Here is a 17,511-nt window from a genome sequence, read left to right on the forward strand (position 1 = left end):
AGGGTGACGACGCTGACTGAACTTGCTGACGAGTACTACGCCTACCGACAGTCCACGGACATCAATCGGCTCCTGTGGGACGGCGCCCTGGAAAACCTCGAGAGGTGGGAGGACGTCTCCCCAGAAGGCGTAGCAACTCGGCAGGATCGCCTGCGTGAGTTTGCCGATCAGGCGGACGCGCTCGCGATCGACGAGGACGACCTCACCCAGGTTGCGCTCCGCGATGCGGTGGTCCACACCGCGCGGGCCTCCGCTGTGCAACTCAAATGGTCCACCGAGTTGGGCGATATCAACCCGCGTATGGGTGTCCTTGCACTCGCTGAAGTCTTTTTGAGCCGCTTCCCGCTGAACTCCGATGAGGACGGCGAGCACTACCTCACGAAGCTCCAGGCCATGCCGACCATGCTGGAGGACCTTGTTGCCGTCGTTCAGGCGGCGGCTCTCGAGGGCAGGACCGCGCTGGCGCTCCACCTGCGCCAGACCGCCGAGGCCCTGCGAAGCCTGGCGAGCAACCCCACACCGTTGCTGGCGCAGCCGGCGCCCACAGCATCGGCTGATGTGGAGACGTGGAAGCAGTCATTGGCGGAAACCGTTGAGGCGGACGTGGTGCCGGCACTGGTGCGGACGGCCGATGCTTTGGCGGCTGTCGCTGAACGTGGCCGTGACGAGGAACAGCCAGGCTTGGTGCACCTTGACGGCGGTGGCGAGCTGTACGAGCAGTTGGTTCACGCGTACACGACGGTGGAGATGTCTGCGGCTGAGGTGCACGAGTTGGGCCTCGCTGTGATCGATGAACTTGAGGCGGAGTACCGCGATGTTGCCGGGCCGGTGTTGGGCACGGACGACAATGCGGAGATCTACGCTCGCCTGCGCGACGACGAGTCCATGCACTACGCCTCTGGCGAGGACATCGTGACGGATGCGACCGCGGCGCTCGAACGCGCCAAGGCTGCAGCACCCGAGTGGTTCGCCACCATTCCTCAGTCGCCGTGCATTGCGCACGCAACGGAGGCGGGTCCCGTCGCGTTCTACTCGGCGCCGTCGCGTGCCTCGGGCAAGCCCGGCGAGTTCTTCTTCAATGCAGCGAACCCTGCTCAGTGGTCCACGTATGAACTGGAAGCGATTGCCTTCCACGAGGCCATTCCCGGGCACCACCTGCAGTTCGCTCTGCACGAGGAGGCGGACGATCTGCACCCGGTGCTGAAGCACTTTGGCGTGACGGCGTATCTCGAGGGCTGGGGGCTCTACACCGAGCGGCTCGCTGACGAGATGGGTCTGTACTCCTCGGACATGGCTCGGATCGGAATGCTCGCCGCTGATTCCCTGCGCGCGTGCAGGCTCGTGGTCGACACGGGCATGCACGCTCTGGGGTGGAGCCGGCGCGAGGCGATCGAATACATGTCCGCACATTGCCCCTTGAGCATTGATCAAATTACCCAGGAGATTGACCGCTACATCGGCATGCCCGGACAGGCGCTGGCGTACATGGTGGGGCGGCGTGAGATCGAGCAGGTGCGCGCGCGAGCCGAACTGCGCGAAGACTTCGATATCCGCGAGTTTCACGACACCGTCCTGCGCTACGGAATGGTCCCGTTGCCGACGTTGCGCAGGCTAGTGCTCGGTACATATTCCGACTAGGCTGTGTCGCGGTCCCCGCGTGAGCGCGGAGACATCACAATTTCTTCCGCCTCACAAGGAGTATTTCAGTGGATTTCTTCGAGAACTTCCTGTCCATCCTGTTCTTCACGCTGTGGATCTTTGTCATGGTGGCGTTCTTCTTCGTCATCATCCGCATCATCATGGACGTGTTCCGCGACAGCGAGCTCGGTGGCTTCGGCAAGACCCTGTGGACCATCTTCGTGATCTTCCTGCCCGTGATCGGTGCGCTGGTGTACCTGATCGCACGTGGCAAGGGCATGTCGCGTCGCGACGCCACGCAGGCCGCTGAGATGCGCGCCGCACAGGTCGAATACACCAAGGACCTCATGACCGAGGCTGGCTCGGCAAGCGAGATCAAGGCGGCGAAGGAGCTGCTCGACTCGGGCGCCATCACGCAGGATGAGTTCGAGGCCCTCAAGGCCAAGGCCATCCAGAAGTAACGCCTTCACGACGCTAACAACGGCGCTCTCACCTCACGGTGGGGGCGCCGTTGTTGTGTCTGCGAGCGGCTACCGCTCGATTGGATAGCCATCCTCGCCCAAGGTGAGGCGGTAGACGTCCTCACCCTGGGACGCGCGAATGGTGAGCGCGCTGGCGCGTCCTCCAGGCCCGAGCCGTACCGTCACGTCGCCGGAGTCGGCATTGTCGAGCGTCAATACGACAGCCGCAACCATGCGGCCAAGTGCGTCGCCGTCGTGTACTGGATCGCCGCGATCGTCGAGCAAAGTCACTCCCACTCCGCGCATACGTGCCTGCTCCGCAGCATCCACGATGGGAGGCAGAGCGATGGCATGGCCGCGGACCCCGTCACGGAGCCGGGCTTCTGCACGCGCCATCTCTGACCGTTCCTCCTCCGAGAGGTCCTTTCCAGCCGTGATTCGTGTGAGCAAGGGAGACACGAGCTGCGCGAGCTCGTCGGCGCGCGTCCGGCGAATCTGCGCGGCCGCACTGGCTGCCGCCCCCTCTCCGGCCGCTACGATCGCGCGCTGGTTAAAGTCAGTGATCTTTTCTGCGGTGCGCTTGAGTGACACCGCAAAGAGTGTGCCCACCACCAGAATGCCGATGTGGGTATCGACGAGCATCGCGCCACTCAAGGCGCCCCTGCCTGAACGCGCCGCCCACTCAATGCTCTGGAGCATCATGATGCCCATGCCCAGCCAAGCAAAGCCGATCCGCCCGCGCATTGTGAGGAAGAAGAGCGCCCACGTGGACGAGCCCAGCTGCCAGGTAGCGCGGCCCAGGTCGTCGTGGGGTTGGAGGTTGGTGAAGACTGCAAGTGACCCCGCAGCGAGGCAAGCCAATACTGCAAGCGTGTCCATGAGGGGGAAGGGGTAGGGGCGATCGCGAACGATGAGGACCCCGGCCGCTGACACGAATGCGACCGCGAGCATCGCCTGCCACGGCCGTACGACGTGGTCGAGGGTCCCGAGCGCGAGGGCCGCGTTCGTCGTGACGAAGAGGACCAGGATGATGCGCGCGGGCGGGCCTGTCAGCGGTAGGAGGTCTGAGGCCTTGACGACGGTCGTGGGAGTCATGGGCGGCTCCAGGCAAGTTCGACGATGGTTCCGTCGCCCGGACGAGAGTGCACCTGGGCGTTGCCACGAGGCACGGTATGCATACGCTCCGTGATTGACACTGCGATGCCGAGCCGGCGGGGATCGACGTCCTTTGGGCTAAACCCGACCCCGTCGTCGTGGATCGACACCCGCGCGCCCTCGGCATCAATCGCGACAGCAATGGTGATGCTGGCCTCAGGTCCCGCGTGCGTGCAGCAATTCCTCACCGCCTCTGCCGTAGCTTCCGTCAATGCCGCCACGGCGCTTCCGGGGACCGGGCCGCTCGCGGTCACGCTCTCCGTGAACGAGACCGACAGCGGGGCTGTCGCACTCACCGATCGCAGTACTGCGACGAGTTCGTCAGCTTCGTAGTTCCGGCTCGTCGCGTCTGGGACCTCGATGATGTGGGCAATCGAGGACTGCGCCCGCTGCGCCTGCTCCTGCACGGCGGGCGTGGCACCTACGCGGCTTGCGGCTAGGAGCACGGACATCACGTCGTCGTGGACGATTGCGTTGATGCGCGCGAGCTCGCGCTCACGGGTATGCGCGACGGCGCGCTCGGACGCGAGCCGGCGTGCAGTGGCGGCGGCGGAGTCGAGGGTGTCTCCGGACTCGACGATCGCCAGCGCCATGCCCGTCAGAATCGAGCAGAAGATCACTGCGCCGCAGCCGTCCAGCACCGCATCGATGGTGTCGGTGTCGCTCACTGCGAGTTGGACGATAGGGACAAGAACCAGCTGTGTGGCAGGCATCACCCAGACCACGCGGGTCGCGAACACGACACCGGCCAAGGTCGATGGGAGGGCATTGATGCCTTGTAGCCAGGGGGTGCCGCCGTTTGCGAGGGTGAGGCCGTCCATCACCGGAATCCATGCGACCTGCACCACAAGGAAGCCCACAACGCAGATGATCGCGATCACATGGAGCACACGCATCGGCGCAGCGAAGGCGGTAGCCAGGTAGGTGGCGGGGAGTGCGGCGGCGATGAGGACCGTCGCCCACCAGAACCACTCAGGCACCTGGCCGCGAGTCGCCAGAATGCCCGAGTCGCCAGACAGCATGAGGAAACCGAACACCACCGCGCCCACGCCGCACGCGAAGTACAAGGCCCGCTGCAGGCGGTGTCGCGCGTCGTGAGCACCGGGCGCGGACCCGGCAGACGACAACGCCCCCCAGCGCTGTTTCGTAGGGCCGGGCGTGGATGCCAGCGACGCCGGATGACTCATTCCAGGAGACCGTCTTCTCTAGCGCGGCGGTACAGATCAACGCGGGAGCTGGCCTCGCGTCCTGCGTCGGTGTATTTGCGGCGGATCCTCGCTACGTAGTCACTGACGGTCGCGCGCGAAATGCCCAGGACGTGTGCAACGGTCTGTGCCGTCTCTCCCGCGGCGTACATCGCGAGAACCTCCATCTCACGGTCGCTCAATCCGGCATCGACCAGGTCGTCGTCAGCATCGATCGCGGCTGCCCATTCCGTCGTGAACACCGATCCGCCATCGGCTGCCACCCTGATGGCATCGAGCAGTTCTTCCGGGGGCGCAGACTTGCGGACGAGCCCCGATGCGCCCGAACGAGCTGCAGACTGAATGAGCTCGCGGTCCTCGGCCCCGGTGTAGATGAGGACAGGGATACTGCGGGCGAGAATGGTGGCGACATTGCTGTCAGGCGAGGAGCCGTCCGCGAGCCTGAGGTCGAGCACCACGAGGTCGAGGGCGCTCTCAGGAAGGTCGGCGACGGTCGTGACGCACGCGACGAGGTCGATGTCGTCGGCAGGGGAGACTAAGTCGCTAAAGCCCATAGAGATGAGCGCGTGATCCTCGACGAGCGCGATCGTCTTGCACTGCGACATGGGCGGGTCCTCCTCGATGTGGTCGCTTGGGCTCACGATAGCGGCGTGAGCCCGTATGCAGGCCACATGCCTCGCGTGCCCTCACAGTTGCTGCCCGTATAAGTAATGGCTTTACGGGTTTAGACGCCAGTGCCACGCTGGGCTTGTTGACGGGCGGCCCGATGCCATCGCGGGCCGCCCCTCAACTTCAAAGAGGGGGCGGCGACACGTAGGGGGGCGCGTATGTCATGGGTCAGTGGGGAACTGATTCTGGCTGTGACGGGCGTGCTGTTCGCAGTGGTGGCCGCACTCGGCACTATGCCGAGTGCGGCCCTCGCCACGTCAATGAGACTCCTCTACCTCTCCATCGGAGTGATGTCGGTTGGCGCTGCCTTCGTGTTGTCCTCCATTGAGGGAATGGCATACCCGCCGGCCCTCTGGGTGCTTCCGCTGGTGCCGTGCATCATCGGTGCGGTCATGATCTCCGACTCTCACCGCCACACTCATCACGACAACCTCCCTGCGGACCCCACCACCGAAACCTTGGCCTGCGGCATGCCCGCGATCACCAAGAACGCTGAGTCTGCGGCGCACCCCACGGTCAGCACCGACGCCGATGTTGCGTTGGTTGCAGCAGACCCGGCCGCAGCCCCTAGTGAGTTAGCGCGTATCGCTTTCGCATGCCCGCACTTGCGAGCCGCCGTTGCTGCGAACCCAGCGACTCCGGCGAACCTGCTGGAGTGGCTTGCTGCAGTCGGTGACGAGGCCGTCGTGGCGTCAATCGCACGCCGCGCTTAGGTTGAACTCGACCTAAGCGTTCTGCGTCTGCGTCGTGTCCTCGTCCTGGTTTACGGGAGCGTCGATCAGGGACTCGGTCAGTTCCTCATTCGCAACGACGAGGCAGCTGACGGTTCTGTCGCCACGCTGCCAAGAGTCGGCGGTCGGGACCCACATGGTCCAGCCAGCGCCTGCGGGCAGGTCGAGCGGGATGCGCGGCTCACAAAATTCCTCGGCCTGGTCGACCACGCCCTCACCCCCCGGATAGACCTCGACGGGGAGATTCGTCGCTGCCACCACTTGCGCATGGTGTGGCCTCTCACACGCGACGACCTCGACGGTGGCAATCGGACCGTCGTCGCTCACCGAGGCGATGCACATGCCCTCGACCACGCTGAGGGCGTGCATGTCGCCTGTCGCGTCCGGGTCTGCTGGCGCGGTGCGGGAGTCAAGGAAGACGAGCACCCCCGCCCACACGATTCCGACCAAAATGACGACTGAGGCGATGACGCCAAACCACAGCGCCCACCGCGGCGCGCCCTTTGTGGGACCACCCTTCGGAGGGCGGCCCGGACCACCGGGATTCCCGGCCTCAGCGGGCACTCCGGCGCCCACCGGCGGGTAGCCACCTGGAGGCGCATCACGCCGCGGCGTGGCCTGCCCGGGTGGAGTCGGTGCCGCGAAGCCGCCGTCGGTCATGGTGCCTCGATGTCCAGCACGACGGGCACGTGATCGGAAGCCCCCTTGCCCTTGCGCTCATTGCGCTCGATCGTCACGTTCGTGGCGCGGTCCACTAGCGGCTGCGAGCCGTAGATGAAGTCGATGCGCATGCCTTCGTTCTTGGGGAAGCGCAGCTGCTTGTAGTCCCAGAAGGTGTACTTGTTCTCGTCGGGGATGAATTTGCGCGACAGTTCGGTGTAGCCGGCATCTGCGAAGGCGTGGAAGGCGGCGCGAGCCTCGTCGGTAACGTGCGTCTCCGCTTCGGAGTCCTCCTTGGACCAGATGTCCGTGTCCAGCGGCGCGACGTTGAAGTCGCCCACGAGCGCGGTCGCCTCCTGTGTCCAACCCGCGGCCTGCTCGCGCAACTGATCCAGGAACGCCAACTTGTAGGTGTAGTGCGGGTCGTTGAGCCCGCGGCCGTTGGGGACGTACAGGCTCCACACCCGGACGCCGCCGCATGTCGCACCGATCGCGCGCGCTTCAACAATGGCCTCCTGGCCGGGCTTGCCAAATGACGGCTGGCCGGGAAAGGACGTCTCGATGTTGTCGAGACCCACGCGGGAAGCGATCGCGACGCCGTTCCACTGATTGAGTCCGTGAATGGCGAGTTCGTAGCCCGCGGCCTCGAACGCCTCGCGCGGGAACTGTTCGGGCTTGCACTTGATCTCCTGCATCGCCAAGACATCGGTGCCGGAGCGCTCCAACCAGTCCACGACACGGTCGCAGCGGGCTCGGACAGAGTTCACATTCCACGTGGCCAGTCGCATGGCCTCCACGCTACCGGTCGCAGGTGACAGCGGGAGCGTCACAGGCTCTCTCGGAGGGCCGATGCTGGGACGCGGTTGTGGATTCAGGTGTGCGTAGTCTGGGGCCATGGCAACTGTATTGATCACCGGAGCATCCAAGGGGCTGGGCAAGGAGTTCGCCTGGGAACTGGCGGCGGGCTTCCACGATTTGGTCCTGGTGGCGCGTAGTGCAGACGCGCTTGCCGAGCTGGCGGAAGACATCAGGGGTGTTGCAGGCGTCGACGTCGAAGTGTTGGTGGCGGACCTTTCCAACCCTGACGACCTCGATTCCGTTGCCGCGCGTGTTGCAGATCCCGACCGCCCCGTGAGCCTGCTGATCAACAATGCCGGTTACGGCATTGGCCAAGACGTGATCGACAGTGACTGGGAGACGGAGAAGGCCGTCCTCGACGTGCTGGTCACGGCACCCCTTCGGTTATCGCAGGCGGCGGCCAAGGCCATGGCGGAGCGCGGCCACGGCGCGATTCTCAACGTGTCGTCGATCGCCGCGCACCTTGCCAATACGACGTATGCCGCTCACAAGCGCTGGGTCCTCGACTTCACGGAGGCGCTCGCAACGCAGTTGCGCGGCACCAACGTCACTGCCACTGCCGTTCTGCCGGGCCTGGTCAAGACGGAGTTCCACTCCCACCCCACGCTTGAGCACATGCGCGACGAGTTCCCTGACGCCACCTGGCTAACTGCGGAGCAGGTCGTGTCATCCGCGCTCGCGGCTGTGCGCCGCGGCGATGTCGTGGTGACGCCGTCGGCGAAATACGCGATCGCGGGCGTCATCATGCGCATGCTCCCGTCGGCCGTGACCCGGCGTATGAACTCGATGCGCTCGCGCTAGTCACAACGGGGCGCCGGTAGGATTTGCGGCATGACGACCGGAACCCCGCGCGAGCAGCTGCGCGACCTCATCAAGGAACTCGCGGTCGTGCACGGCCGCATCACCCTCGCCTCGGGCAAAGAAGCCGACTACTACGTCGACCTGCGCCGCATCACGCTTCACCACCGCGCCGCGCCGCTCGTGGGGCACGTGTTGCTGGACCAGCTTGAAGTCGAGGGCTACGGTCCGGCCGACGTTGACGCCGTGGGTGGTCTGACGCTCGGTGCCGACCCCGTCGCTACTTCGCTCCTGCACGCCGCCGCCTCGCGCGGGCTTGATCTCGACGCGTTCGTGGTGCGCAAGGAAAACAAGGCTCACGGCCTCCAGCGCCGCATCGAAGGCCCGGACATCGCTGGCCGCACGGTGATCGCGGTCGAGGACACCTCCACGACCGGCGGCTCGGTGCTCACGGCAGTCGACGCCATCCGGGAGGCGGGGGCAACTGTCGCCGCCGTTGCAGTGATCGTCGACCGCGATACTGGTGCCCGCGAAAAGATCGAGGCCGAAGGTCTTCCCTACCTGTCGCTGTACGGGCTGGACGATCTGGGCCTCAGCTAACCCGAGCATCGGCCCTATCCCGTGGACCCCGCAATGGCTACAGTTGCGCCATGATGCGTAGGGGCGGGATTGTGCAGTGGGTGATCCCGTGCGCCTTTATGGCCTTCGGTTTTCTAGGCGTGATGACGTTTGAGGGCCAGGGCGTGATTCTCGGGCTCGCAGTGGCCGCCGTGGTCCTTGGCGTGCTCTGGCTCGTGTGGGACGTCTGGCAGGCATCGCGCCACCGCGACGCTTACCGAGAGTTTGCGGCGTCGCAGGGGTGGGACTACCAAGCCCTCTCGCATGCCTACTCCAGCCGGTTCGTGGAGTACCCCTTCGGAACCGGCTCCTCGGTTCGGCAGGAAACGCTGGTAAGTGGCTCGTTCAACGGCCGGCAGTGCGCTGCGTTTGTACATGTCTATGAATCCAACCGCGACCGCAATGGCAACAGTTCGGTCAAGGTGCCACACCAGGTTGTGCTCGCTGAGCTCGACGTCGCACTGCCGCGGCTTGACCTCATTCCGCAGGGAGTCGCGCAGACCGTCGCGACATCGCTTGGGGCCGCCGACATCGACGTGGAGTCGTACGACTTCAACCGTCAGTGGCGCGTGGTGTGTAACGACCTTCGTTACGCGCACAGCGTGCTGGACCCGCGCATGGTGGAACGCCTGCTGTGGGCCGATGCTGTGGGCACCTCGATCCGGATCGAAGGGTCCGCCGTGTACCTGTGGGCCCCGGGCCGGATCGCGCCCGCAGACCTGGCCTCCCGGCTGGGAGTCGTGACGGCGATAGCTCGCAGGATTCCTGATCACGTGCTGCGGGAGTTTCGCGATCTGGGTTACGGTGCAGGCCGTCGCGGAGAACCAAATAGTGGGCCGATGCCCGGGCCCGGCTGGGCAACCGAGAGCGGCGTTCTGAACGGGCGCAGGTATACCGGAATCGGCGTGGACGCTGACGGCGACGGGGTGGAAGACGCCTCTCAGCTGTACGGCAACTCGTAGCGAGGACCCGCCGCATGGGTGAGTGCGTCGTTAGACTCAACGAAACTCGAGGGGATTGAACTGATGGAAGCCTTCTTTGTTGCGCTGGCGATTGGCGTTGTGGTCATCGTGCTGTGGGGCGTGGTGTTGTACAACGCGCTGGTCAAAGTGCGAAACCTTGTGCAGGAGAGTTGGCGCCAGGTCGACGTCGAGCTGCAGCGCCGCCACGATCTGATTCCCAACCTTGTCGAGACCGTCAAGGCCTATGCGACACATGAGCGAGCAACGCTCGAAGAGGTGACGGAGGCTCGTTCCGTGGCCGCCGCGCCCGGATCCAGCCCAGCTGAGCAGGCCACCCAGGAGAACGTGCTGACCCAGGCGCTGGGTCGCCTGTTCGCGCTGTCGGAGAACTACCCAGACCTCAAGGCCAACCAGAACTTCCTGGAGTTGCAACGGGAGTTGGCCAACACGGAGGACCGCATCGCAGCAGGACGGCGCTTCTACAACGCCAACGTGCGCGCCCTCAACACGAAGATCGAGGTGTTCCCCTCTTCGGTTGTGGCCGGCATGTTCCACTTCCAACGCGAGGAGTACTTCGAGCTGGTCAACCCTGAAGCGCGCGAGGCGCCCTCAGTGCAGTTCTAGTGACGGTGCGACATGCTTGAAGTTCTTTTTCCCGTCCTCTTTATCGGTGTCCTCGTGGCGCTGCTGTGGTGGACGCGCAAGAACGCCATGGCGGGCCGGAACTCTGATGGGACGCGCACGGATTCCACCGCGGAGGACGAGTCCCGCGACGACGACAATCCCGGTAGCCCGTGAGTGCTGCGGACCCCGCTCCCTCGGCTGCCAGCGCCGCGGAGGGGGAGGGCGATACGGAACCTAGCCACGGCATCGGCCCGTATCCCGGTGGCGAGGCCGCCTGGCCCACCGGGGAGCAGTTCGACCCCGAGCTGCTTGCCAACGGCGACCGGCGCAACGTCGTGGACCGTTACCGCTACTGGCGTCACGACGCGATCGTCGCCGACCTCGATGCGCGGCGTCACACATTTCACGTAGCGATTGAGAACTGGGCGCACGACTTCAACATTGGCTCCGTGGTCCGCACTGCGAATGCATTCATGGCGCGCGAGGTCCACATTGTCGGCAAGCGGCGCTGGAACCGCCGTGGCGCCATGGTCACCGACCGCTATCAGCACGTGCGCCACCACCCGTCGGTCGAGGAGTTCGTGGCGTGGGCGCACGGCGAGGGTCTGACGGTCATTGGGATCGACAACCTGCCCGGATCGGTGCCGCTGGAGACCTTCGATCTGCCGCGCGATTGCGTGTTGGTGTTCGGCCAGGAGTCCGTGGGGCTCACCGATGCGGTGCGGGAAGCGGCCGATGCCACGCTCGCCATCGCGCAGTACGGTTCCACACGCTCGATCAACGCCGGCGCCGCGGCAGCAATCGCGATGCACGCGTGGGTGGGGCAGCACGGAGACATCGAGGCGGGCCACGAGGGCTGACCCCGTTCTTGGCGCTTTCAACCACCGTGCGCAAGCTCCATCGAGCTTCGGTGTGCGGAGGGTCGGGTGGTTGACCGGTTAGTAGTGCTGGGCGGTCGAGTGGCCAGTGTGGACGCAGGGTCGAAAGTCGCAATCGCGGCTAGCATTCTTAGGGCTTCCTCACTATAGTTTTCGGCATGCCGAACTTCCCAGTGAGTGCCCGTGCCCGCGTTCAACTTGCCACTGTGTTGCTAGCTGGAATTGGAGTGGCGGGCTGCTCCAGTTCTGATGCGGAGTCGGAAACCGGCGCTGCTTCTCAGCCAGCCTCTGACGCGCCCCTGGTGCTCACTACCTTCACCGTTCTCGCAGACATGGCCAGCAATGTCGCGGGCGACGACCTGCGTGTGGAGTCCATCACTAAAGTAGGCTCCGAGATCCACGGATATGAGCCCACCCCGGGCGACATTCGCAAGGCGCAAGACGCTGAACTGATCCTCGACAATGGGCTGGGCTTGGAAGCATGGTTCGCTCGGTTCGTTGAGGACGTAGACGCGCCGCACGTCGAGGTCACCGCGCAGGTGGAGCCAATCGATATCGCCTCGGACGCCTACGCAGGAACGCCCAATCCTCATGCGTGGATGAGCCCGTCGGACGCGCAACTCTATGTCGACGAGATCGCGACGGCCTTTGCGAATCTCGACCCCGACAACGCAGACGACTACGCGCAGCGGGCCAGCGACTACCAAGCCGATATCGCAGCCGTCGCCGGTGACCTCGACGCCGCCGTCGACACCCTCCCGGAGGCCCACCGCGCCCTCGTCACGTGCGAAGGCGCCTTCTCCTACCTCGCCCGCGATGCCGGCCTGACGGAGGTTTACCTGTGGCCGGTGAACGCCGAGCAGCAGGCCACGCCCCAGCAGATCGCCGCCGCCATCGAGTACGTCGACGAGCACCAGGTGCCGGCCGTCTTCTGCGAGTCGACCGTGTCTGACAAGCCCATGCAGCAGGTCGTCGACGCGACCGGCGCCGCGTTTGGCGGAACGCTTTACGTCGACTCGCTGTCCGAGGCAGACGGCCCCGTGGCCACGTACCTCGACCTCCTGCGCTACGACGTCGACCTCATCGTTGACGGGCTGACGGGGACCGCATGACCACCCCCGCCCTCGAGATCGACAACGTCTCCGTGTCATACGGCGAGGTGGCGGCGCTCACGGGCTGCACGCTCTCCCTCGCACCCGGGCAGGTCACGGGACTGATCGGCATGAACGGCTCGGGTAAATCCACGCTGTTCAAGTCGATCATGGGCGTGGTCGCACCGCAGATGGGCACCATCCGAGTTGATGGGGCCGATGCTGCGAAGGCCAGGCGTGCCCAACGCGTCTCGTACGTCCCCCAGAGCGAGGACGTGGACTGGGACTTCCCGCTGTCAGTGTGGGACGTCGTCATGATGGGCAGGTACGGGCTCATGGGGCCGATGCGCCGGCCAAGTCGCGCGGACCGTGCGGCAGTTGAAGAGGCGCTCGAGCGGGTGGAGTTGGCTGACCTGGCCGGGCGCCAGATTGGGCAATTGTCCGGTGGGCAGCGCAAGCGGGCGTTTGTCGCGCGAGGTATCGCCCAAGGCGCGTCGTTGATGCTGCTCGACGAGCCATTCGCCGGCGTGGACAAGCGCTCGGAGCGCACCATCATCGCGCTGCTGCGTGATCTCGCGGCAGACGGTCGCACGGTACTGGTTTCCACCCACGACCTTCATGCGCTCCCGTCGCTGGCCGACGAGGCGATCCTCCTTCTGCGCCGCGTCCTCTATCAGGGCGACGTCGCTGGTGCCCTGGAGCCGGAGAACCTCACGCGTGCTTTCGGCTTGGCCCTGGGCGGGGGTGCGGCATGAGTGTGATCGACATCATCGTGGAGCCGTTGCAATACGACTTCATGGTCCGCGCACTGATCGTGACGGTGATGGCGGCTGTGGTCTGCGCGTTGCTGTCGTGTTGGCTCGTGCTGGTGGGCTGGTCGCTCATGGGCGACGCCGTCTCTCACGCAGTATTGCCGGGGGTGGTGCTCGCCTACGTGATTGGGGCGCCCTTCGCGCTGGGCGCGCTGGGGTTCGGAGTCCTGGCGGTGGTGCTCATCGGAGTCCTGCGCGGCACCAGCCGCATCAAGGAGGACGCCGCGATCGGCATCGTCTTCACGACGCTGTTCGCGCTGGGTCTGGTCCTGGTCTCCGTGATCCCTTCCCAGACTGACCTCTCCCACATCCTCTTCGGCAACATCCTCGGAGTGTCGACGTCGGACCTGTGGCAGATCGGCATCCTCGCTCTCGTGGCGCTCGCGGTGCTGCTGTTCAAGAGCCGGGACTTCACTCTCTTTGCCTTCGACCCTGTGCATGCCCACGGCATCGGCCTGAACCCCAAGCGCCTGGGCTGGTTGCTGCTGGGACTGCTTGCGGTGGTGTGCGTCGTGGCGCTGCAGGTCGTGGGCGTGATTCTGGTCGTGGCGCTACTGATCATCCCCGGCGCGACGGCGTACCTGCTGACCGACAAGTTCACGCACATGCTGTGGATCGCGCCGTTGATGTCCTCCGTCACCGCGGTCATAGGGATCTACCTGAGCTACTGGTTCGACGCGTCCTCAGGCGGGCTCGTAGTCGTCACCCAAGGTGTGGCTTTTGCGCTGGTGTACGTCTTCAGCCCGCGCCACGGACTGCTCCGCACATGGCGGCAGGCAGGCCGGGTACGGAACAATGGGGCCGGACAGCACAGTTCGAACCACGAGTAGGGGGCAGGCCGATGGCTGGACCAACCGTCACAGAGGACTACCTCAAGGCGATCTGGAACGCCCGCGAATGGTCCGACGACCCCGTCACAAACTCGGTGCTCGCAAGCCGGTTGGGCCTGTCGCCCTCTTCGGTTTCTGAACTCGTTCGCAAGCTTGCCGATCGTGGACTCGTGACCCACGCCCGTTACGGGTCCGTGGAACTCACGGACGAGGGAAGGCGAGTTGCGCTCGCCACGGTGCGCAAGCATCGGCTGGTCGAAACCTTCCTTGTCGACTACCTGGGCTACGACTGGGCTGACGTCCACGACGAGGCCGAGGTCCTCGAGCACGCGGTGTCCGACACGTTCATTGAGCGACTCGCGGAAAAGCTCGGCCACCCCACGCATGACCCTCACGGCGACCCCATTCCGACTGCTGCTGGCGATCTGCCGACTGTGGCGCAGGTGCCGCTGGCCCAGGTCGATGAGGGCGCCGTGGTCACGGTCGCGCGCGTCTCCGACGACGACCCCGACCTGCTTCGCCACCTGCGCGAGGTCGGAATCGACATCGGGACCACGGTGACGCTCGCCGCGCGCCGGCCCGCCGCAGGGGTGGTGGAACTCACCGCGGGGGACCAGGCAGTCGCCCTCGGCCTCCCCGCGGCGGAGACGATCCTCACCGAGGTCGCCCAGCCCTGAGTGACTTTCTGAAAGTTTTTCAGCGCGGGGATGTCGATCTGTTGCGCTGAACGCGTCGTAGGGGTGAGACTCGGGAAACACCCGGGCTCATCGACCAGGAGGTCTCCCCATGAAGTACCTACTTCTCATCGCTTCTGACCCAACGCTGCCTTCTCCTGAGCCGGGCGACGCTGACTTCGACGCCTACATGGCCGCATGGACTCAGTACACCGAGGACATGGAAGCCGCGGGCGTGTACTGCGGAGGCGAGGCCCTCCAAGGCGCCGACACTGCCACGACCGTCCGCCACGATTCGGGTGCGACCACCATCGTCGATGGCCCCTTCGCAGAGCTCAAGGAACACCTCGGCGGCTACTACCTGATCGATGTCGACACCCTCGACGACGCGCTCGCGTGGGCCAAGCGCCTTCCCGTCGGCACCGGCGCGGTCGAGGTTCGCCCCGTCTTCCCCACGGACGAGTTCTGACAGACAGCCAAGGGGCCGATGCCGCACTCACCCGGGTAGCCCGGGAGGAGGGCGGGCGATTGCTCGCCCTCCTTGCGGACCGCCTTGGTAACTTGGACGTCGCGCACGACGGGCTGCAGGACGCCTATGCGAAGGCGGCGTCAGTCTGGGCGGCCGATGCTGGGGTTCCCGACGACCCGGCGGCGTGGGTTTACGTGGTCGCACGCAATGCCGCTATTGACCGAATTCGCCGGGACGCTGCGGCTCGCAACCGCCTCGCGAGTCAGGCTCGGGTGCTCGACACGGCAGTCGCGGGGGATGTCGACCCGGGCGAGGAGGAACCGCCGAGCCTCATCGCGGACGAGGGTCTGGCGGACGAAGGCTTGGCAGGTGCAGGCGACGAGCAACTGCGCCTGATGCTGCTGTGCTGCCACCCGGCGCTGTCGCGGGAAAGTCAGGTGGTGCTGACGCTGCGGCTCGCGGGAGGCCTAACCACCGAGGAGATCGCCGCGGCGTTCCTCTTGCAAGAGAGCACCGTCCAGCAACGGATCGTCCGTGCCAAACGCAAGATTCGCGAGGCCCGTATCCCCTTAGCGATGCCGGCCGAGCTGCCCGAGCGGGCGCAACTGCTTGCCACGGTCTTAGGGCTCATCTTCAACGAGGGATATGTGGCGCACTCGAGCGACGCCGCCACTTTGACGCGCAGTGACCTTGCAGACCAGGCGATCAGGCTGACGGCCACCGCGGCGGACGCACTCCCAGACGAACCCGAGCTCGCGGGCCTGCTGGCGCTTGAACTCTTCCATCGCTCCCGTGAGCGCGCGCGGACTGATGCGAGTGGGCGCCTCATACGGCTCGCGGAGCAGGACCGTTCGCTGTGGGAAGCGTCGTTTATTGCTCGTGGGCATGCAGCGCTCGCGGCGGCGCTTAACCACCGACGCCTGGGCCCATGGCAGATGCAGGCACTGATCGCCGCCGAACACACACGTCGCGCCACCGACTGGGAACGGGTCGTGCGGTACTACGACACCCTGCTGGGGATGAGTCCCGGGCCAGTCATCCGGTTGTCGCGTGCGATCGCGGTGGGCGAGGCGCAGGGACCTGAGGCGGCGCTCGCGGAGGTGGAGGAGATCGACGGTCTCGATGGCTATCACCTGTTCCATGCCGCCCGTGCGGACCTACTGGAACGCACCGGTGATCCGCACGGAGCCGTCGCCGCGTGGGACCGGGCAGCGGCGCTTGCGACCAATCCAGCAGAGGTTCAGTACCTTCGCTCGCGCACCCGGGACGTGCGGCCCATACCGCCGCGCGGCGTTATCTGACAGAATGGACGACGGTTCCAACCGCACAACTTCAGGAGAGACACATGGCTATCGCCACTGTTGAGTCGTATTCCGCGATGCTGGACGCCGCTAAGGCCGGCTCTTACGCGTTCCCCGCGATCAACATCACCTCGTCGTCGTCCATCACCGCAGCCATTCAGGGCTTCGCGGAGGCTGAGTCGGACGGCATTATCCAGGTTTCGGTCGGCGGCGGTCAGTACGCCTCCGGTTCCACCATCAAGGACCAGGTTGTTGGCTCGCTGGCACTCGCTGCTTACGCTCGCGAGGTCGCTGACTCGTATGGCGTGACCATTGCGCTGCACACCGACCACTGCCACAAGACCTACCTCGACTCGTGGCTCAAGCCGCTGCTGAAGATCGAGGCCGACAAGGTCGCCAACGGTGGCTCGCCCATCTTCAACTCGCACATGTGGGACGGCTCGACCGTACCGATGGACGAGAACCTCGCTATCTCCGAGGAGCTCCTGGAGCTGTCGCAGGCCGCGAAGACCATCCTCGAGATCGAAATCGGCGTTGTCGGTGGCGAAGAGGACGGCCACTCGGCTGAGATCAACGACAAGCTCTACTCGACTCCTGAGGACGGCATCGCCACGATCGAGAAGCTCGGTCTGGGCGAAAAGGGTCGCTACATGACCGCGATGACCTTCGGCAACGTGCACGGCGCATACAAGCCCGGCGCCGTGAAGCTGCGTCCCGAGATCCTCGGTGACATCCAGAAGGCTGCCGCTGAGAAGTACGGCAAGGACAAGCCATTCGACCTCGTGTTCCACGGTGGATCCGGCTCGACGGCCGAGGAAATCTCGACCGCCGTCTCCCACGGTGTCATCAAGATGAACATCGACACCGACACCCAGTACGCGTACACGCGTCCCGTGGTCGACCACATGATGAAGAACTACGACGGCGTCCTCAAGGTCGACGGCGAGTGGGGCAACAAGAAGGCCTACGACCCCCGCGCATGGGGCAAGCTCGCTGAGGCTGGAATGGCGTCTCGCATCGTCGAGGCCTGCCAGCAGCTCGGCTCCGCCGGCAAGAAGATCTAAGTCCGACATTCGG

21 protein-coding genes are annotated in these 17,511 nt (G+C 65.3%); 16 read left to right on the forward strand and 5 right to left on the reverse strand.

Translation table 11 applies throughout. The features are described 5' to 3' along the window. The first annotated feature begins 3 nt into the window (after positions 1–3). Both AOP74_RS05895 and AOP74_RS05900 read left to right on the forward strand, forming a co-directional pair. Positions 4–1,638 carry a DUF885 domain-containing protein gene (locus AOP74_RS05895; RefSeq protein ID WP_061961396.1) on the forward strand — a complete coding sequence of 545 codons (1,635 nt, stop codon included), beginning with the start codon at positions 4–6 and terminating at the stop codon, positions 1,636–1,638. A gap of 68 nt (positions 1,639–1,706) precedes the next feature. Then, on the forward strand, positions 1,707–2,099 hold the full coding sequence (locus AOP74_RS05900; protein WP_236683729.1) for an SHOCT domain-containing protein: 393 nt from the start codon (positions 1,707–1,709) through the stop codon (positions 2,097–2,099). Between the two features lie 69 nt (positions 2,100–2,168). Here the strand turns inward: AOP74_RS05900 and AOP74_RS05905 are convergent, their stop codons facing one another. The 3 genes from AOP74_RS05905 to AOP74_RS05915 form a co-directional block, all read right to left on the reverse strand. Beyond that, positions 2,169–3,194, reverse strand: a complete 1,026-nt coding sequence (locus tag AOP74_RS05905) for a DUF8320 family protein (RefSeq protein WP_061961397.1) — start codon at positions 3,192–3,194, stop codon at positions 2,169–2,171. Then, complete coding sequence (locus AOP74_RS05910) at positions 3,191–4,276, reverse strand: ATP-binding protein (protein ID WP_160297460.1); 1,086 nt, start codon at positions 4,274–4,276, stop codon at positions 3,191–3,193. Before AOP74_RS05910 ends, AOP74_RS05905 begins: the two co-directional genes overlap by 4 nt. Positions 4,277–4,437: 161 nt before the next feature. Further along, the gene (locus tag AOP74_RS05915) at positions 4,438–5,064 is read right to left on the reverse strand and encodes a response regulator transcription factor (RefSeq protein WP_061961399.1); all 627 of its coding nucleotides are present in this window, start codon (positions 5,062–5,064) and stop codon (positions 4,438–4,440) included. Positions 5,065–5,286: 222 nt separating this feature from the next. Here AOP74_RS05915 and AOP74_RS05920 point away from each other — a divergent pair, with 222 nt between their 5' ends. Beyond that, positions 5,287–5,841 (forward strand): variant leucine-rich repeat-containing protein, encoded by a 555-nt coding sequence (locus AOP74_RS05920; RefSeq protein ID WP_061961400.1) that lies wholly within the window; start codon positions 5,287–5,289, stop codon positions 5,839–5,841. 12 nt (positions 5,842–5,853) lie between these two features. Here AOP74_RS05920 and AOP74_RS05925 read toward each other — a convergent pair whose 3' ends face one another. Further along, positions 5,854–6,519: a septum formation family protein gene (locus AOP74_RS05925; RefSeq protein WP_061961401.1), complete on the reverse strand. Its 666-nt coding sequence runs from the start codon at positions 6,517–6,519 to the stop codon at positions 5,854–5,856. Further along, the gene (locus AOP74_RS05930; RefSeq protein WP_061961402.1) at positions 6,516–7,307 is read right to left on the reverse strand and encodes an exodeoxyribonuclease III; all 792 of its coding nucleotides are present in this window, start codon (positions 7,305–7,307) and stop codon (positions 6,516–6,518) included. Before AOP74_RS05930 ends, AOP74_RS05925 begins: the two co-directional genes overlap by 4 nt. Before the next feature lie 106 nt (positions 7,308–7,413). Between AOP74_RS05930 and AOP74_RS05935 the strand changes: the two genes are divergently transcribed. From AOP74_RS05935 to fbaA, 13 genes are all read left to right on the forward strand, one after another. Then, entirely contained in the window at positions 7,414–8,178 is a 765-nt protein-coding gene (locus AOP74_RS05935) for an SDR family NAD(P)-dependent oxidoreductase (RefSeq protein ID WP_061961403.1), read from the forward strand. Between the two features lie 30 nt (positions 8,179–8,208). Further along, positions 8,209–8,775, forward strand: coding sequence for an orotate phosphoribosyltransferase (gene pyrE / locus AOP74_RS05940; protein ID WP_061961404.1), 567 nt, complete (start codon positions 8,209–8,211; stop codon positions 8,773–8,775). A 50-nt stretch (positions 8,776–8,825) separates the two neighbouring features. Continuing rightward, positions 8,826–9,755: a DUF3137 domain-containing protein gene (locus AOP74_RS05945; RefSeq protein ID WP_152649192.1), complete on the forward strand. Its 930-nt coding sequence runs from the start codon at positions 8,826–8,828 to the stop codon at positions 9,753–9,755. Positions 9,756–9,773: 18 nt separating this feature from the next. Next, positions 9,774–10,379, forward strand: a complete 606-nt coding sequence (locus tag AOP74_RS05950; protein WP_369345493.1) for a LemA family protein — start codon at positions 9,774–9,776, stop codon at positions 10,377–10,379. 12 nt (positions 10,380–10,391) lie between these two features. Continuing rightward, a complete protein-coding gene (locus AOP74_RS12215) occupies positions 10,392–10,553 on the forward strand; it encodes a hypothetical protein (RefSeq protein WP_160297461.1) in 162 nt (53 codons plus the stop codon). Continuing rightward, entirely contained in the window at positions 10,550–11,239 is a 690-nt protein-coding gene (locus AOP74_RS05955) for a TrmH family RNA methyltransferase (RefSeq protein ID WP_061961407.1), read from the forward strand. Before AOP74_RS12215 ends, AOP74_RS05955 begins: the two co-directional genes overlap by 4 nt. Before the next feature lie 176 nt (positions 11,240–11,415). Continuing rightward, the gene (locus AOP74_RS05960) at positions 11,416–12,369 is read left to right on the forward strand and encodes a metal ABC transporter substrate-binding protein (RefSeq protein ID WP_061961408.1); all 954 of its coding nucleotides are present in this window, start codon (positions 11,416–11,418) and stop codon (positions 12,367–12,369) included. Further along, positions 12,366–13,103, forward strand: coding sequence for a metal ABC transporter ATP-binding protein (locus AOP74_RS05965; RefSeq protein ID WP_061961409.1), 738 nt, complete (start codon positions 12,366–12,368; stop codon positions 13,101–13,103). Before AOP74_RS05960 ends, AOP74_RS05965 begins: the two co-directional genes overlap by 4 nt. Continuing rightward, positions 13,100–13,990: a metal ABC transporter permease gene (locus AOP74_RS05970; RefSeq protein ID WP_061961410.1), complete on the forward strand. Its 891-nt coding sequence runs from the start codon at positions 13,100–13,102 to the stop codon at positions 13,988–13,990. Before AOP74_RS05965 ends, AOP74_RS05970 begins: the two co-directional genes overlap by 4 nt. 11 nt (positions 13,991–14,001) lie before the next feature. Then, positions 14,002–14,667 (forward strand): metal-dependent transcriptional regulator, encoded by a 666-nt coding sequence (locus tag AOP74_RS05975; protein ID WP_061961411.1) that lies wholly within the window; start codon positions 14,002–14,004, stop codon positions 14,665–14,667. A 109-nt stretch (positions 14,668–14,776) separates the two neighbouring features. Then, positions 14,777–15,133, forward strand: a complete 357-nt coding sequence (locus AOP74_RS05980) for a YciI family protein (protein ID WP_061961412.1) — start codon at positions 14,777–14,779, stop codon at positions 15,131–15,133. Beyond that, the gene (locus tag AOP74_RS05985) at positions 15,130–16,434 is read left to right on the forward strand and encodes an RNA polymerase sigma factor (protein WP_061961918.1); all 1,305 of its coding nucleotides are present in this window, start codon (positions 15,130–15,132) and stop codon (positions 16,432–16,434) included. The genes AOP74_RS05980 and AOP74_RS05985 overlap by 4 nt, the downstream gene beginning before the upstream one ends. Positions 16,435–16,478: 44 nt before the next feature. Next, positions 16,479–17,498 carry a class II fructose-bisphosphate aldolase gene (fbaA, locus tag AOP74_RS05990; RefSeq protein WP_061961413.1) on the forward strand — a complete coding sequence of 340 codons (1,020 nt, stop codon included), beginning with the start codon at positions 16,479–16,481 and terminating at the stop codon, positions 17,496–17,498. Positions 17,499–17,511: the final 13 nt, after the last annotated feature.

The organism is Demequina flava (assembly GCF_000975035.1).
Classification (GTDB): domain Bacteria; phylum Actinomycetota; class Actinomycetes; order Actinomycetales; family Demequinaceae; genus Demequina; species Demequina flava.

Coding starts and splice junctions, on each gene's coding strand:
- AOP74_RS05905 (WP_061961397.1), bottom strand. CDS start 3,194: ATGACTCCCACGACCGTCGTCAAGGCCTCAGACCTCCTACCGCTGACA.
- AOP74_RS05910 (WP_160297460.1), bottom strand. CDS start 4,276: ATGCTGTCTGGCGACTCGGGCATTCTGGCGACTCGCGGCCAGGTGCCT.
- AOP74_RS05915 (WP_061961399.1), bottom strand. CDS start 5,064: ATGTCGCAGTGCAAGACGATCGCGCTCGTCGAGGATCACGCGCTCATC.
- AOP74_RS05920 (WP_061961400.1), top strand. CDS start 5,287: ATGTCATGGGTCAGTGGGGAACTGATTCTGGCTGTGACGGGCGTGCTG.
- AOP74_RS05925 (WP_061961401.1), bottom strand. CDS start 6,519: ATGACCGACGGCGGCTTCGCGGCACCGACTCCACCCGGGCAGGCCACG.
- AOP74_RS05930 (WP_061961402.1), bottom strand. CDS start 7,307: ATGCGACTGGCCACGTGGAATGTGAACTCTGTCCGAGCCCGCTGCGAC.
- AOP74_RS05935 (WP_061961403.1), top strand. CDS start 7,414: ATGGCAACTGTATTGATCACCGGAGCATCCAAGGGGCTGGGCAAGGAG.
- pyrE (WP_061961404.1), top strand. CDS start 8,209: ATGACGACCGGAACCCCGCGCGAGCAGCTGCGCGACCTCATCAAGGAA.
- AOP74_RS05945 (WP_152649192.1), top strand. CDS start 8,826: ATGATGCGTAGGGGCGGGATTGTGCAGTGGGTGATCCCGTGCGCCTTT.
- AOP74_RS12215 (WP_160297461.1), top strand. CDS start 10,392: ATGCTTGAAGTTCTTTTTCCCGTCCTCTTTATCGGTGTCCTCGTGGCG.
- AOP74_RS05960 (WP_061961408.1), top strand. CDS start 11,416: ATGCCGAACTTCCCAGTGAGTGCCCGTGCCCGCGTTCAACTTGCCACT.
- AOP74_RS05965 (WP_061961409.1), top strand. CDS start 12,366: ATGACCACCCCCGCCCTCGAGATCGACAACGTCTCCGTGTCATACGGC.
- AOP74_RS05970 (WP_061961410.1), top strand. CDS start 13,100: ATGAGTGTGATCGACATCATCGTGGAGCCGTTGCAATACGACTTCATG.
- AOP74_RS05975 (WP_061961411.1), top strand. CDS start 14,002: ATGGCTGGACCAACCGTCACAGAGGACTACCTCAAGGCGATCTGGAAC.
- AOP74_RS05980 (WP_061961412.1), top strand. CDS start 14,777: ATGAAGTACCTACTTCTCATCGCTTCTGACCCAACGCTGCCTTCTCCT.
- fbaA (WP_061961413.1), top strand. CDS start 16,479: ATGGCTATCGCCACTGTTGAGTCGTATTCCGCGATGCTGGACGCCGCT.